Annotated in this window: 14 protein-coding genes and 1 pseudogene; all 15 read right to left on the bottom strand. The window is 46.1% G+C overall.

Annotated features, from left to right (window positions below):
* Positions 1-609, bottom strand: a complete 609-nt coding sequence (locus DX060_RS02250) for a hypothetical protein (protein ID WP_115010958.1) — start codon at positions 607-609, stop codon at positions 1-3.
* Positions 610-634: 25 nt separating this feature from the next.
* Positions 635-1,225 carry a hypothetical protein gene (locus tag DX060_RS02245; RefSeq protein WP_115010957.1) on the bottom strand — a complete coding sequence of 197 codons (591 nt, stop codon included), beginning with the start codon at positions 1,223-1,225 and terminating at the stop codon, positions 635-637.
* A 207-nt stretch (positions 1,226-1,432) separates the two neighbouring features.
* Entirely contained in the window at positions 1,433-1,753 is a 321-nt protein-coding gene (locus DX060_RS02240; RefSeq protein ID WP_115010956.1) for a hypothetical protein, read from the bottom strand.
* Between the two features lie 9 nt (positions 1,754-1,762).
* Positions 1,763-3,598 carry an FAD-dependent oxidoreductase gene (locus DX060_RS02235; RefSeq protein WP_115010955.1) on the bottom strand — a complete coding sequence of 612 codons (1,836 nt, stop codon included), beginning with the start codon at positions 3,596-3,598 and terminating at the stop codon, positions 1,763-1,765.
* A gap of 9 nt (positions 3,599-3,607) precedes the next feature.
* Positions 3,608-4,713 (bottom strand): annotated as a pseudogene (gene galE, locus DX060_RS02230) (UDP-glucose 4-epimerase GalE).
* Between the two features lie 39 nt (positions 4,714-4,752).
* Positions 4,753-5,763, bottom strand: coding sequence for a hypothetical protein (locus tag DX060_RS02225; RefSeq protein WP_115010954.1), 1,011 nt, complete (start codon positions 5,761-5,763; stop codon positions 4,753-4,755).
* Between the two features lie 13 nt (positions 5,764-5,776).
* Complete coding sequence (locus tag DX060_RS02220) at positions 5,777-6,382, bottom strand: hypothetical protein (protein ID WP_115010953.1); 606 nt, start codon at positions 6,380-6,382, stop codon at positions 5,777-5,779.
* 29 nt (positions 6,383-6,411) lie between these two features.
* The gene (locus DX060_RS02215; RefSeq protein WP_181814141.1) at positions 6,412-7,887 is read right to left on the bottom strand and encodes a GspE/PulE family protein; all 1,476 of its coding nucleotides are present in this window, start codon (positions 7,885-7,887) and stop codon (positions 6,412-6,414) included.
* Positions 7,802-8,530 carry a hypothetical protein gene (locus DX060_RS11145; protein ID WP_181814140.1) on the bottom strand — a complete coding sequence of 243 codons (729 nt, stop codon included), beginning with the start codon at positions 8,528-8,530 and terminating at the stop codon, positions 7,802-7,804. Before DX060_RS11145 ends, DX060_RS02215 begins: the two co-directional genes overlap by 86 nt.
* Positions 8,520-10,049: a pilus (MSHA type) biogenesis protein MshL gene (gene mshL, locus DX060_RS02210; RefSeq protein WP_115010951.1), complete on the bottom strand. Its 1,530-nt coding sequence runs from the start codon at positions 10,047-10,049 to the stop codon at positions 8,520-8,522. The genes DX060_RS11145 and mshL overlap by 11 nt, the downstream gene beginning before the upstream one ends.
* On the bottom strand, positions 10,046-10,375 hold the full coding sequence (locus tag DX060_RS02205; protein WP_115010950.1) for a hypothetical protein: 330 nt from the start codon (positions 10,373-10,375) through the stop codon (positions 10,046-10,048). The genes mshL and DX060_RS02205 overlap by 4 nt, the downstream gene beginning before the upstream one ends.
* Positions 10,375-10,917, bottom strand: coding sequence for a hypothetical protein (locus DX060_RS02200; protein WP_115010949.1), 543 nt, complete (start codon positions 10,915-10,917; stop codon positions 10,375-10,377). The genes DX060_RS02205 and DX060_RS02200 overlap by 1 nt, the downstream gene beginning before the upstream one ends.
* Positions 10,910-12,205 (bottom strand): hypothetical protein, encoded by a 1,296-nt coding sequence (locus tag DX060_RS02195; RefSeq protein ID WP_115010948.1) that lies wholly within the window; start codon positions 12,203-12,205, stop codon positions 10,910-10,912. The genes DX060_RS02200 and DX060_RS02195 overlap by 8 nt, the downstream gene beginning before the upstream one ends.
* 133 nt (positions 12,206-12,338) lie before the next feature.
* Positions 12,339-14,087: an asparagine synthase (glutamine-hydrolyzing) gene (asnB, locus tag DX060_RS02190; RefSeq protein WP_220176684.1), complete on the bottom strand. Its 1,749-nt coding sequence runs from the start codon at positions 14,085-14,087 to the stop codon at positions 12,339-12,341.
* The gene (locus tag DX060_RS02185) at positions 14,057-14,284 is read right to left on the bottom strand and encodes a hypothetical protein (protein ID WP_115010947.1); all 228 of its coding nucleotides are present in this window, start codon (positions 14,282-14,284) and stop codon (positions 14,057-14,059) included. Before DX060_RS02185 ends, asnB begins: the two co-directional genes overlap by 31 nt.
* Positions 14,285-14,619: the final 335 nt, after the last annotated feature.

Genomic DNA, 14,619 nt, shown 5'->3' with positions numbered 1-14,619 from the left:
TTAGCAAGTGGGGTGGCAGAGCCTGCGGTATAAGCAGTAAATAGGCACATAGATGATACTCGCCCAAAAGCCCAAATACCATAACACAAAGCAAAAATGTCTATGAATATAGCTATGCGACTTACCAAGCACAAACCAGCTTAATGCAGGCAGGGCAAAGCACACAAGCAAGGCGATATAAAAGGCTCTATACTCTTTGCTAGACTCTTTAACACAAGCAATTACAGCTACCCCAAGCCAAAGAAGCATAAAGGGCTTGCTAAGATAGATGCTAATAACTTCTAGGGCATTGGCATTAAGCGAGGCGGCATAAACGGGGTCAAAGTCTTTCGCGCTGCCCCCTAGCATTCTGCGTAAAAAGTCATTGTGATAAATATCCATAAGCCCAGCCCATAGATCCCCACCACCGCGGATATAAGTATGGATCATAAAGGTAAGCAAAAAGCCTATACAAGCAAGGACAAACAGCCCTAAGCCATATTTGAAAGCCTTTTTTGCTGAAAGGCTAAGAAAGGGGCTTTGAGAGTCTGTAAGCACTCCATAGAGAAAGCTAACGATAAATGGACTAAGAGAAAAGAGAATAATGCTAGTAAGAAACTCATAGCTCATACTTGCACGCAGGGCTATGGCAAGGCTAAAGCATAGGCATAGAGCGATGATTGTGCCGATATTGCGCCCCGAATATATATATATATATGCTAAAGGCTAAAATCGCCGGAAGAATCCAAAAGCCAAAGCTAAAGTAAAGACTCCCGCTAAAATTTGCCACCCAGCTACTTGTAAAAAGCGAGAGAAAAAAGATGATCCCAAATGCTCTGCCAAAGATTCTACCTAGCAGAAATGCACATATAAGCAACGCCAGCGCATTGCAAAAGGCAGTAAGCTTGTATAAAGGCTTTAGATTCTCTAATCCTAAGCTTTGATAGAGCCACGCATAGAAAAAGCCCTGCACTCCTATGGCAGATTGATAATGGCTAAAGGAGAGCGCGCCTAGCTCATCGCTTTTGACAAAGCTTAGTCCATAGCCCTCTAAATCATAGCCGTGGCTCTGGGCTAGAATAGTCGCTGGGATATGGTAATCCACATCGCTAAAGTGATTGGCGTGCTGGTAAAATAGCGCGCTTGTGGCAAGCAGCACAAGCAACATAAAGCTAGCGATATATACGCGTTTCTGCGTGATAGAATCTATAGTCTGCAGAAATCGTGTAAGAAGATTGTGTAGCATTGTTGCTCCTTTGTGTTGGTTTGGCGTTGGCTTTTTGCGAAAAAGCGGGGAGTTTGCCTTTTGCTTGTGCGATAGACCATCAGTCTTATCTCCGCGCAAAAGGCTGCACAACCCCGCTTTTTCATCAAAACGAGCAAAGCGAAGTTTCTTTAGAAAACGAGCAAAGCGAAGTTTCTTTAGAAAAATCCTGCCGCCTAGTTGCTTGGCTCAAAACACATTTTCTGTGTTTTGAGCTTCATTGCTAGAATCCACTTTTTGAAAAGCGGCGTTGCTTCTGTCATTGCAAGCCCACGCGGTAGCGATTGCGTGGCAATCCATAGATTCTGCGCTAGCAGAATAATCATTCCTAGAATCCACTTTTGGCGATTTTTCAAAAGTGGATTCTAGCGACACTGCCCCTTTTTCTTCTTCAAGGATTCTAGGAATTGCGGTGGGGCTTTCGTAGTTTTTTGGGGATTTTGGGGCAGAGCTAGACTTGAGGTCTGCGGTTGCCTCAAAATCCCCAAAATCTGCGGAATGCTCACCCAAGACCGAATCCTAAGCTTTGTCGCTTTCTTGATAGTCATAGTCCGTGTTAATATCCCACAAATCACACTCCCTGCCCAAAATCTTATCCGCACACGCTAGCCCCATAAGAATGCTATGGTCTTGATTGTTATACTTAAAGCTCCCATTTCGCCCGATGAAATACAAGTCTTTAAAGCTATCTAGGGCTTTATAGATTTTATGCAAGTTATCTTTATAGCCTTTCTCATACACAGGATAGCTTTTGTGGATTTTAAGCACGCTGGTGTTTTTGATAAGGCTAGAGTCTGCTACAAGCTTAGATTCTAGTAAATCTCTTTTTGCCATTTCACTTAGGGCGTTATCATCTAGACTCCACAAGGCTTCATCATCATTTGCCCAATATTCAAGGCATAAAATCGCCGAGTCTTGTCCGCATTGCAAATCTTTAGTCCAATTGGCGAAGTTGGTGATCCTGCCGGTTTGGGTATCCTTGCTATGCACATAAATCCAATTATCTTTGAATAATGGTTGAGCTTTTTGGGTGGTGGATTCGGCTTTGCGCGATAAATCGGCGATTTCTGCGGACTCTCTGCGGTTACGCACGCCAAGTGCGCGCCCTTGAGAGTCCTTGAAAAGCCCCGATTTATCATCGCAAATCCTAGAATCCTTTGTGGAGTCGTTTAAATTTTGGATTTCATTACTAGAATCCAAATTTCTGTCATTGCGAGACACTGCGGAAGCAGTGGCGTGGCAATCCACACTAGAATCTATTTTTTGTGTATTTGTATGGATTGCTTCGTTCGCTTTGCTCTCTCGCAATGACGATTGGGTCGCACTCTTAGAATCTAGGATTCTAGGAATTGCGGTGGGGCTTTCGTAGTTTTTTGGGGATTTTGGGGCAGAGCTAGACTTGAGGTCTGCGGTTGCCTCAAAATCACCAAAATCTGCGGAATGCTCACCCGAAGCCGAATTCTTTACTTCTACATAAACTAAAATCGTGTTTCTAAATTTTAGCCCTCTAGCCAAATCTTTCACACCAGAATCCAGCTCTTCTAAAGACAGCACCATATCCCTAAAAGGTGCGGTTGAAATCACAATATCCCCGCTAAACTCGCCCTTGTTTGTGCTAATGCCTACTGCCTTTTTGCCCTGCGTTGTAATACCTAGCACTTCAATATCGCAATGCAGCACACCTCCGCGTTTTATAATCTCATCTTTCATATTTTCATACACCACGCCACAGCCCTTTTTGGGGTAGCTAAACTCATCAACTAAGGTTTTATGCTTTTTACCTCCACCACCAAAAAATGCTGATTTTACTGCTTCATAGAGATTAAGCCCTTTAATGCGCTGTGCGGCAAAATCCGCATCTAGCTCGCTGCCTTTAATCCCCCAGAGCTTTTCTGTATAGCCCTTAAAAAATATACTATACAAGCGATAGCCAAAGGCATTTGCCACCCAAGATTCAAAGCTATCGCCTTTAAAGGGGCTAATTTTTGCCCTTATGTAGCTTAGGACGCACAAAGTGGATTCTAGGAAGCCAAGCTTAAAAAGTGCGTCAAACCCACGCAAAGGATAGTAGAAAAACTTGCGGTTATAAAAGATTCTAGTTAAACGCGAGACTTTCTCATACTCACCATTTGTGTGGGCGTGCCAGAAGTCATTTAGGCGTTTATCTTTGCTAAAGAAACGATGAGGTCCAATATCCACAATCTGTGAGAATAGCTCTATGCTTTTACTCATACCGCCGACTTTTTCTTCTAGCTCAAAAATCTCTACGCTATATCCATTCTCACTTAGCACCCTAGCCGCACTTAGCCCAGCAGGTCCTGCACCGATGATTAAGATCTTTTTGTTTTGTGTCATTTATGCTCCTTAGTAGCGTGGATTGCGATGCCAAGCAAGTGCTGAAGAGAGAATTGTCTCTATATCTGCAAAATGCGCCTTCCAGCCTAGAATCTGCTGTGCCTTTGTGCTGTCGCCTATGAGTGTGGCAGGATCGCCCTCCCGCCTAGATTCTATGGTGTAAGGGATTTGCCTGCCACAAAGCCTAGAGGCACACTCTAAAAGCTCAAAGATAGAGAAACCCTCCCCATTGCCGAGATTAAAGGCTTCGCTTTTGCCGCCATTTAGCAAATGCGTTAGGGCTAGGATATGCGCGCTTGCTAGGTCATCGATATGGATATAGTCTCTCACACAAGAGCCGTCTTTTGTCGGGTAGTCATCACCATAAATGTGTAAAGACTCTCTTTGCCCTAGTGCGGTTTGCAAAAGAAGTGGGATTAAATGTGTCTCAGGGCTATGAGACTCCCCAATATTAAAGAGCTTGCTTGCTCCAGCGGCATTAAAATAGCGCAAGATGACATAATGTAGCCCATACGCGCGGCTAAAATCTTTTAGCATATTTTCTACCACAAGCTTTGAGTAGCCATAGGGGTTTATAGGATTTTGCGGGTGGGACTCTGTGATAGGGAGATGCAGGGGATCGCCATAAGTAGCGCAAGTGGAGCTAAAGATGATGTTTTTGACATTCGCTTTACGCATAGATTCTAAGAGATTGAGTGAGTTGGCGATATTGTTGTAGTAATACTTGCTAGGGTCTTTGACACTTTCCCCCACATAGGCAAAGGCAGCAAAGTGCATAACTGCTTGTATGTGATAGGTGCTAAAAATGGATTCTAGTGCGGAGATGTCGCTTAAGTCTGCTTGGATAAAGGTGGTGCGTGTGTGGGCGGTCTCTAGGCTTTGATCTAAACTTTTATGCCCCCCCCCAAAGAAATATTAGAAGTAGTATTAGAAGCCTTAAGAGACTCTAGCAGAGAAGTTGCCGCATTTGGCAGTGGCGCGTAGCACAGGGCTTGTTTATGCCCATAGACTAAATTATCTAGCACGATAGTGTCAAATCCAAGCGCGTTTAGCAGGGCATTGGCGTGAGAGCCGATATAGCCGGCTCCGCCGGTTATGAGAATAGAGGCAGTCATAATTGTCCTTTAGGCGTAAGGGCGCAAGTATAGCATAAATCACCGCAGGTCATAGAGCGTGAAATGCTCGCTTGCATACACGATAGGGAAGTGTGCTAGCTCCTTTTCATCAAAAAGCGGGGCAAAGCTAGATTCTAGTAGATACTGCGCTTTATCGAGTCGCTCTAGCACTCTTGTGCCATAGCTTAGGCGATTGGTCGCTAGGTAAAGCACGCGCGGCTTGAAAAATACGATTGTATCATTTGGGCTTGTGTGCGTGGTGATAAAGGCATACACGCGCTTAGATTCTAGGTCAAAGGCTTGCGGCGTGGGCTTTGATCGCAGATCTAGGATAGGCTTTGGCAGGGCATTATATCTAGCAAGCAGGTGGTAGCTATCTTTTAGCACAAAGTAGCCCAAAACAAGCGCGATAAATATGGCAATAAGCCTAGGGCGGCGATCATAGACTTTGCGCATACCACAAGCAATCCATATCGCCATAAATGGCAGCACGCAAAACACAAACCTAATCCCCTGCAAAGGGGGCCAAAGGATCAAAATCCCTAGAGAAATCCCCACAAACAAAGCCGCAAATATATCGCGCTTATAGCACGCTTTAAGCCCTATCACAAGAAAATATACGCATATAGCCCACACAAGCAGCCCCAAAGGATTGGGGAGCAAAAAGGCATATTTGGATTCTAGTAGGCTAGGGGCAAGCAGAGCGAGCGGATTTGGCAGGGCGAAAAAATCGCAAAAGATCCCAGCGTAGTAGAGGGCGTTGCGCACGATAGTTTTTAGCGAAATGCTCTCTAGCAGCACAGCGATATGCCCCTCTCCCCCACTAGAATCCAAAGTGTATCGCACAAGCAAAATCCCTAGCACAAACACCACATAAGGCAGCGCATTCAAGGCTACAAGGCGGATTGGCAAAATGTGGATTCTAGGGATTGTGTGGATTCTAGTAATAAAGTAGAGATGCAAGGCACATAGGGTTGCAAGGACTGCTATGCCATTGCTACGGATAAGGTAGGCAGCTAGTGCTAAAATCCCCCCAAGGATCCCTAGCACAAAGATACCTAGATCACTTCGCCCCCCCCCCCAAAGAATTATTAGAAATATTAGACATATTAGAAATATTAAAAGTATTAGTAGCCATAGGAGAAGTAGCAAGCTTGCTTGCCTGCTCTAGTGGTGCTACAAATGCTTGCAGCCCCACCACCGCGACAAAGCTTATACACATATATGAAATATCGCTTAAGATATTATTGCTAGCAAAGTTTAGAAGCATAGGATTAAGCGCGAAAGCCAAGCTTAGGGCAATGCTTGCTTGTGTAGAAAATCGCCTAGCTACATACGCGTAAAAGCAAAAAATAAAGAGCATAAAAAACGCGATATTCACACATTTAAGCGCGAGCAGATCCTCCCCAAAGAGCGCGAGCACTGGCGCAAGTAGCAGTGGATAGCCCCACGGATAGACATTGGGACCATAGACCCCATCGCTATATTGCATCATCAGCGTGTTATTAGCGATTTGCGTGGGGATTGTGCCATTGATTAGGGCTTTTGCCTGGGCGATGTATTGCGAGAAATCCCCGCCCCAATTGTGATTGCTATCCATTAAGGCTAGCATAAAAGCACCGCTGATACTAGCAAGCACGCAGGCGATGAAAAAAGTATAGATATGCATTGTATTCCTTGATGCTGGCATTTGGGGCGTTATTCTAGCATGGCGATTTCGCGATAGTCAATATACGCGAGCTTTTGCAGGGCATCATCTTTTAGCGTGGGGAGATTACTAGCGACAAGAGCTTTGCGCAGCCGCAGCCGCCAATCAGTTTGCGTGCTATTGTCATCGTCCCAAAAGAGCGCGCGCAATGAGTCATTGATATGGAGGGCTTGGGCGATGACTAATCGCCCCTTGATCCCGCTACCATTGCAGGCATCACAGCCTCTAGCGATGTAGCCTTGCGGAGTTTTATGCTTGCAAGTATCACAGAGCCTGCCCACAAGCCTTTGGGCTAGGATACACAGCAAGCTTGTGGCAAGCACACTACGCGCCGCGCCCATTTCAAAGAGCCGCTCAAGGCTTGAGATACAATCAGGGCTATGCAAGCTCGCTAGCACCAAATGCCCGGTGAGAGAGGCATTTAGGGCAAGCTCTAGGGTCTGCTTATCGCGGATCTCGCCTACTAGGATAATATCTGGGTCTTGGCGCAAAGTGGATTTTAGTGCTTGATAAAAGGAGAATCCTAAGTCTTCATTAAGCTGGATTTGCGTGGCGGCTTGGATTTGATACTCTATGGGGTCTTCTATGGTGATGATCTTTTTCTCTAAGGTTTGTAGCTCTTCTATAAGTGCGTAGAGTGTGGTGGATTTGCCGCTGCCTGTTGGTCCTACGACTAGGATTAAGCCGGATTTTTTGCCAATGGCATTTTGCAAAGTGGCTTTGGCATTATGAGATAGCCCAAGTGTATCAAGGCTAATGCACGCGCTATGCTTATGCAAGATCCGCAGGACAATGGACTCTCCATATAAAAGCGGCATACAAGATATGCGGAAGTCATAGTCGGTGTGGGCAAGCTCCTTTTGCATTCGCCCATCTTGGGGTAGGCGCATTTCTGTGATGTCAAGCCTAGAATCTAGCTTGATTTTACTAGAGAGCTTGCTAAAGTCTTCAAGCTCTATGCGCCCTATCTCGCGCAAGATCCCATCGATCCTTAGGCGGATACTTGCGTAGTGGATTTTATGCTCGATATGCACATCGCTTGCGTGAAGTGCGATCGCCTGCTCTAAAACATATTGCAGCCTAGAATCCACTTCATCAAGCAGATAAAAATGCTCCACAAAGCCCACCGCCTTTAGAATCCAATAAAAGCAAAATGAGCTTTCAAGCACAAATTCTAGCTGCTTTCCCAAGGCTTGCTGTGAGGCAAAATGATGCGCTAAGAGCTGCTTAGAATGCTCATTGTCTTTAGCTAGCACGATTATGATATGTGTGTCAGTGGCGTCATATACAATCGCGCCAAATTTCTCGCATAAACTTGCAGGCAGGATCTCTGTGTGGAGCTTGCGCGGGGCAAAGCTTGATAGATCTACTCTTTTCATACTAGAATCCATAGTAGCGTTTAGCTTGGAGATAGAGTGTGTAGGCAGCTTGCTTTTGCTCAATGCTCGCGCGATAGTCTTGCTCAAAGGATTGCCAATACAGCTCCCACACTTCTTGCGCACCATTGTGGAGTAAAAATGCGCGATACAGCCAAATCCTAGCGCGTGTAAAATCCTGTGCCATAAGGCTACTTCTAGCGATACTTATGGCATTTGTGTAGGTAAGACTGCCTGTGATAACGCTCTCTTTCTCATCAATAGCTGGGATTGCTGGGGGCTTTGTGCTAAGGGCTTGTATGGAGTCTCCCATACCAATGTGGCTTTTAGGCGGTGTGCTAGGGGCTATGCGTGGGGATTCTATGGGGGGTTTAGGTGTTGCTACAAGCGCATTAGATTCTAGTAAAGAGGCGCGCAAGCTGCTTTGTGCGCGCTCATAGAGTATGCCTAGCACAAACACACTCCACAGCCCAAAGCACACACTCACAAAAAGCAGCCCTAGAGTGATAAGTGCGTTTCTTTGGGCTAGAGTCTTGGCTAGGAGTGTGCGGATAAGCGTTGTGATATAGGTGCTTGCACGCGTGCAAAATCCCTTTATCACCTCATCGATTGTCCCATATATATGGCGGGCTTTAGGCTCTATATGGGCATAGATTTTGCGCCACGCAAGAGCGAGCTTTGCGCGTGTTTGTGTGAGCTTGCTTGCGGTGGATTTTAGGGAGTTAGGCTTCATTTATGGTGTAGTCCGTGCTTTGATTATCGATAATCGTTGGGGTGATTATGATGACCATTTCGCGCTTTTGCTTTATGGTCTTTTTGTAAGAAAAGAGATATTTGATAATGGGGATTGAGCCTAGCAGGGGGAGCTTTTTGGTGCTTGTAGAATCTGTCTCGCTAATAAGCCCGCCTAAAATCACGCGCTGCCCATTTTGTATGCGCACAATGGAGGAGAGCTGATTGGTAGAGAGATTTGGAGGGGCGTTTAGGGCTTGGGCTTGATTCTCTATGCTTGGGTCTTTTGCCGCAGTGATAGAGGGATTGATCTTTAGGATAATTTCTTGTCCGTAGATTGAGGGCGTTACATCAAGCAGCACGCCGCTAAAGACGCTTGGGTATTGGTAGCCGGTATTTTGGATCGTGGAAGAGTTGGTTGAGGTTTGATAGATAAGGCTCTGGGAGTAGCGTAGGACATTGCCCACAGAGATGATAGCTGGCTGGTTGTTTAGGGTGATGATTTTGGGGTTTGAAATGGATTTTGTCTTGCCATATTCTTTGAGAAACTGCACGATCTGCCCGATACTTAAATCCTGTGAGAAGACATACACGCCGTAATTTAGCCCGCTAGGCGTGGTGCTTAGGAGTGGGACTTGGGGGGATTGGGTGTTTAGCCCTAGCTCAAAGAGCTTACCCCAATTCACGCCTATGGTGTTTATATCACTATGCTCTATGTGGAAAATCTGCACATCAATTTGCACTTGCTCTCTTAGACGCGCTTGCAGGGCATCTAGGTAGATTCTAGCGCGATCTAGCTGGCTTGGGGTGGCGTTTATGGTGATGAGTCCTGCGCCTTTGTTGATGATAATGCGCGGGTGCTTTGGGTGGTAGCTGTCGTTTTCTTGGTAGATTATGGCTATGAGCTCATTTTCTAAATCGCCCCAGAAATTTAGCTCATCAATGGAGTAAATCTTCGTGCCAGATTTGCCAAAAATGGGGCTTTGTGTGCCTTGGGTTAGGGCTTTTGTCTGTATATCATCGCCTAGGGGGTTGCTAGAGTAGGGCTGAAAATAGCTTGTGTGTGGGCTTAGGGATTGGGCTTGGGACTCTTGCCCATAGACGACATCGGTATTGGAGCTGCCTACGCGTGCGGTGGCGATGTAGTTGATATGGAAAGTTTGCGTGTGTAGGTGGCTAAAGCGGATCAGCCCTTGCTCTAGGGAGTAGTGCGTGTCGCTTGCCTTGGCTATGGTGGATAAAATCTCTTGGAGCTTTGCCTTGTGGAAAGAGAAGCTTACTTTTGTTTGATCTAGGGCGGCTTGGGCGTTGTTTTCTAGGATTAAAGAGAGCTTGCACTCAAGCGCGATTTCTTCTAGTAGGAGCTTGGGGGAGAGATTGGGCTTGCTTTGGAGGGTGAAGGATCTATTGGCGCATTCTTTGCTTGTGGGCTGGGCTTGGGCTAGAGAGATTAGAGATAGGGCTAGCAGGACATAGTAGAATCCACGCTTTAGGATTCTAGTGTGTGCTTGGGCGATCATTCAAAGACTCTTGTTTGCAGGGCTAGGGTCTTTTTGTCGCCCTTTTTGTCTATGAGTGCGACTTCTTTCTCGCTGATATAATTGATCGTAAAAATCCCAATCCTATCGCCTACTTTATACCAAGTGTTGTGGATTAGGGCTTTGTGGTTTAAAATCGCAGAGACCTTTAGCTCGACCTCCTTTTCGCCAAAGACATTGTATATACGATGATTTTGGGCTAAGGGTGGGCGCAGAAGCGTGCTTACTTGCTCTTGCAAGCTTGCTGTAGCCCCAGCACTTAGGATACATAGCTGCATAATCCACGCGATCTTAATCCACCGCCGCATCACGCCCCTTTAAATCTTTTTAGCATTTCGCCAAAATTTAGCACATCAAAGGACATTTCTAGGCTGCTTGCAAAGGGGGCTTTAATGGCGAGATTTTCGATGAAGATGAAATGCTGCGCTTCTAAAAGCTCGATAATATCTTCTAGCATATCCACATCGCCTATGGCATTAAAGTGCAAATGCGTGCCTTTGGGCGTGGTGCTTTTGCTAAAGGGGGCGAGCTTTTTTGTCAGCTGGGTGTTTGTCTGGGCTTTTTCTTGCAGGCTTTGCAAGAGCTGCTGCTTATAGGCTAGTGTGCTTGCAAGCTCTTCGTGCGCGAAGCTTGTCTCTATGCGCTCTAGGCTGGATTCTAGCTCTTTTGCTAGGTTGTCTTGGGTGGTATAGGCAAGCTCGCTTTGTGCATAGATCTCATCAATGGGTGGCAGCACCACCGCCAAAGCCACTCCCAAACAAAGCACAATAGGCAGGGCAAAAAGCGCGATCCTTTCACGCTTTTTATGCCGCATAAGCCATAAATCACAAGAGGCAAAAAGCCTATGCATAGCTGATCTTTAGGGTGATTTTTGTCCCAAAGACATCGCTTAGGTCCTCATCATCTTGTGTGGCGATGATCTCAAGCTTTGGCATATCTTGCAAGGATTGCATAAGTGTGTGGAGATTGCTTTGATTCTGGGCTTGGCAGGAGAGCTCTAGCAGGGCTTCGCCTTTGTCAAGATTGCCTTGTAGGGCTAGGTGGGTGATCCAGCTTTCACTATTGCGGGCGATGTGTGAGAGTGTGGCTAGGATCTCTAGGCGCGAGATATAGCGGGATTTGATCGTGTAGAGATTGTGGATAGTGTCAGTGATCTGGGAGCTTAGGTGGGGGAGCTTGGTGGCATTTAGGCTTTGTGCTTGTATGGTTTGGGATAGCTGGGCGTTGTGCGTGCTTAGGTGCTTGGTGCGAGTGTCTAAATGGCTTGCATACATAAGCTTGCAAAATGGTAGCGCGATAACTAGTGCGCAGCACGCTACAAGCCCTAGCCCATACCAAAAGCTCTGTGTTTGCAAGCAGTGCTTGGCGTGGGGATTGTGGAGAGTGGGCAAGTGGGTTTGTAGTAGATAGGCTTGTAGCAGCTGATATAAAGGCGTTGTGATACAAGTGAGCGTGGGATAGCTTGCTTGCAAAGTGGATTCTAGGGTGGATTCTAGTGGATATAGGCTTGTGCTTGTGCCTAGGGCTTGATAGTAGCAAAGCTTAGAAGGCGTGCCATACATCGAGCTAATGAACGCTAAAGCATCGCGCAATGAAGCCATATCGCTACATACGCACTCATACACAAGCTTGCCATTGTCATAGACACAGAGCCAATCATCGAGCAAAAACACGCCGCTAGCTTTTTCATCGCTTGCTAGAGGGAGTAAGATGAGCGGGATAAAGACTTGGGCATTGAGATTTTCATAGATTCTAGGGGCTGTGCTTGTGGGCTTACCTTGTGTATCAAGCGCGCTGGCAAATGCCTTATACTGCTGCATAGCACCTAGGGATACTAAGGGCATAGCCATAAAGAGATGAGAGCTAGAATCTAAAAGCTGCTTTTGCACACAAAGCTTATAGAGATCTTCTTGACTTGGGTCTTGCTTGGGGTAGGGTATGGTTACAACTTGCAGTGATGAGTGTGCTATACACGATACTTGGATATGGCGGAAGCTAGGCTTGATAGCCTGCCCTTGATCATTTAGGAATCTAGTGGGGCTTCTGGTTTTTTCTGCGTTTTCTTGTGGGCTTGCATAGGCGAAGTGCCTTGCTCCTTGTATCCTTGCTATGGTAGCGTAAGATCGCGCTAGGCTCATACAAGTCCTTACATCTCAAATGGGGCTAAAGAGCCTAGATTCTAACCAAATGCCTAAAATTTTGTCAATATGGATTCTAGCTTTTTGCTCTAGGTTGTTACATTTTATGCAAGCGTGCTAGCACATATCTGCCCTAGAATCTAAGCGCGTATTGGGCTATGGACTTTTGCCATAGGTAGGGATTGAGCGCGCACCATACTTCTTCTGCGGTGTTTTGGGCGTTTTCTTGCGCGATATTGCCGCTAGCTAGAGCTAGGATCTGGCTTTGCGTCTCTTTGGCATTTGGCACAAGGGGGCATTCTAGGAAGTCCTTAGAGTGTGCAATGTCTAAAAACCACTCCTTAAGTCCATTGTGGCTTTTATCTCGCGCGATCCAATCTCCCATAGGCGCATTAAAGCCTAGCTTTGGCTTACGCCAAGTAACAGAGCTTGGCATAAGCGTGCCGATACTATCGCGCAAGAGCTTTTTGGTATAGCCGCCACCGACTTTGTAGTGATAAGGCAGGCTAAACATAAACTCCACAAGCCTGTGATCCATAAAGGGCATACGAATCTCTATGCTTGAAATCATCGAGCATTTATCATAATCGCGAATAATCACAGGCAAAAGCGTCTCAAAAAACATCACATACAGCACTTGATTTAGCGTATCCATCGCTTGGAAATTTGGGTGGCTAGAATCCGCGCTTTTAATAATCTCTCTGCCGATGAGCCGCTTTACCCCCGTGCGAGCAAACATACTTAGGCTAGATTTTAGCACGCTAAAAGTGGATTCTGGGTGTAGGCGCGTGCCATTAGTCGTGTGCATAAGCTGCCATAATCGCAGTGGGTGATAGCGGCTATCCCACAAAGCATAGGGGATATGCCCATATCCGCAAAATAGCTCATCAGACCCGTGCCCATCAAGGCTTACGGTGATGCCATTGCTCCTTTGCTCTTTATAAATCAAAATATCGTGCAGTAAAATCCGCCCATAGAGATCTTCTAGCATATAAAAATATTTAGAGATATTATCCCACTCTTTTAGCGGCTCGATCTCCTTAAAAGTCGCGTTTATGCCGATATGATCGACTACTTGCTTGGCATACCAGCTCTCATCTTGATGCGTGTCTTTAAAGCAGGCGACAAAGGCGTGCTGCCAGTCTTTTTGCGTTTGCACTCCTTGCTTGGCAAGGTGTGCCATCGTGCAAATCACCGCACTAGAATCCAGCCCCCCACTAAGCGCGGTCCCTATGGTTACATCTGAGCGCATTCGCACCTTTACCGCATCGCAAAAGAGTGTGAAAAACTCCTGCTTTGCTAGCTCATAGCTGCTAGGGACAGGGCGTAAGTGGTCTAGGATATTGTAGTAGCGTTTGGGCTCTACTTGCATAGTGGCTTGATCGATAAAGGCATAGTGTGAGTAAGGAAAGCGATAGATCCCATCTACTAGGGTGTCGTGGGTTTGCGGATAGGAGAAGATATTTGCCCTAGCACTCATCGCGCTAAAGGCGTGTGAGGGCGATATTTGCTCTAAGTAGGGATAAATGGCTTTCATCTCACTTGCAAAGATTAGCTGTCTCTCTCCTTTGCTCGTGGTGATAAAGGCGTAAAATAGGGGCTTTTTGCCGAAGCGATCTCGGCTTAGGAAAAGGCGTTTAGCTCTATGGTCATAAATTGCCAACGCCCACATACCATTGAAGCGGTTTAAGCAGGATTCACCCCACTCTACAAAGCTTGCTAACGCGACTTCTGTATCACTTTGTGTGTGGAAAATATAGCCTTTGGCTTTGAGCTGCTCTTTTAGCTCGATGTAGTTATAAATCTCTCCGTTAAAGACTATGCTATAAAGCGGACTTTGATCATCTCTATCTAGAATCCACTTCGCCCCCCCCCCCCGCAAATATTACTACTTACAAAGTGCATAGGCTGATTGCTCTGCTCGCTCGTATCGATGATTGATAGGCGTCTATGCCCTAGCGTGATAGACTCTCCTGCATACACGCCAAAGGCGTCCGGTCCTCTGTGGGTGAGTGTGTGGAGTGCCTTGGTGAAGTTTGCTTCATCGCTTTGTCCCAAAATCCCCAAAATCCCGCACATAGTGTCTCCTTGTGATAAAAATAGCGGAAATTATACAAATTTTTTGTGGGGTTAGTCCTAGAATCCGCGTTTTTGCTGTCATTGCGAGAAAATCCGTAAGGAGTTTCGTGGCAATCCATAATCCACTTCAAAGCTTAGTATGACAAATGGGTTAGTATGGCTAGAATCCACTTTTGCAATACTAGATTCTAGCGTTGGATTGTCGCACCGACTTCATCGGCTCGTGATGACAATAAAGGGGCTGTTATTGCAAGCATATTGCAAATCCGTTTGGCATTATTGTCATCATAAGTTGCGCAAAGTAGCGAGGTGCAAAGGTCGCCCTAAAGCCACAT

Origin of the sequence: Helicobacter canis, from assembly GCF_900451095.1 — a bacterium.
GTDB lineage: Bacteria > Campylobacterota > Campylobacteria > Campylobacterales > Helicobacteraceae > Helicobacter_B > Helicobacter_B zhangjianzhongii.
This window is presented reverse-complemented; position numbering and strand designations above follow the sequence as displayed.

Excerpts from the sequence above, each read along its gene's own strand:
- DX060_RS02250 (WP_115010958.1), bottom strand. The coding sequence starts at position 609 with ATGAGCTATGAGTTTCTTACTAGCATTATTCTCTTTTCTCTTAGTCCA.
- DX060_RS02245 (WP_115010957.1), bottom strand. The coding sequence starts at position 1,225 with ATGCTACACAATCTTCTTACACGATTTCTGCAGACTATAGATTCTATC.
- DX060_RS02235 (WP_115010955.1), bottom strand. The coding sequence starts at position 3,598 with ATGACACAAAACAAAAAGATCTTAATCATCGGTGCAGGACCTGCTGGG.
- DX060_RS02220 (WP_115010953.1), bottom strand. The coding sequence starts at position 6,382 with ATGCATATCTATACTTTTTTCATCGCCTGCGTGCTTGCTAGTATCAGC.
- DX060_RS11145 (WP_181814140.1), bottom strand. The coding sequence starts at position 8,530 with ATGAAGCCTAACTCCCTAAAATCCACCGCAAGCAAGCTCACACAAACA.
- mshL (WP_115010951.1), bottom strand. The coding sequence starts at position 10,049 with ATGATCGCCCAAGCACACACTAGAATCCTAAAGCGTGGATTCTACTAT.
- DX060_RS02205 (WP_115010950.1), bottom strand. The coding sequence starts at position 10,375 with ATGCGGCGGTGGATTAAGATCGCGTGGATTATGCAGCTATGTATCCTA.
- DX060_RS02200 (WP_115010949.1), bottom strand. The coding sequence starts at position 10,917 with ATGCATAGGCTTTTTGCCTCTTGTGATTTATGGCTTATGCGGCATAAA.
- DX060_RS02195 (WP_115010948.1), bottom strand. The coding sequence starts at position 12,205 with ATGAGCCTAGCGCGATCTTACGCTACCATAGCAAGGATACAAGGAGCA.
- DX060_RS02185 (WP_115010947.1), bottom strand. The coding sequence starts at position 14,284 with ATGTGCGGGATTTTGGGGATTTTGGGACAAAGCGATGAAGCAAACTTC.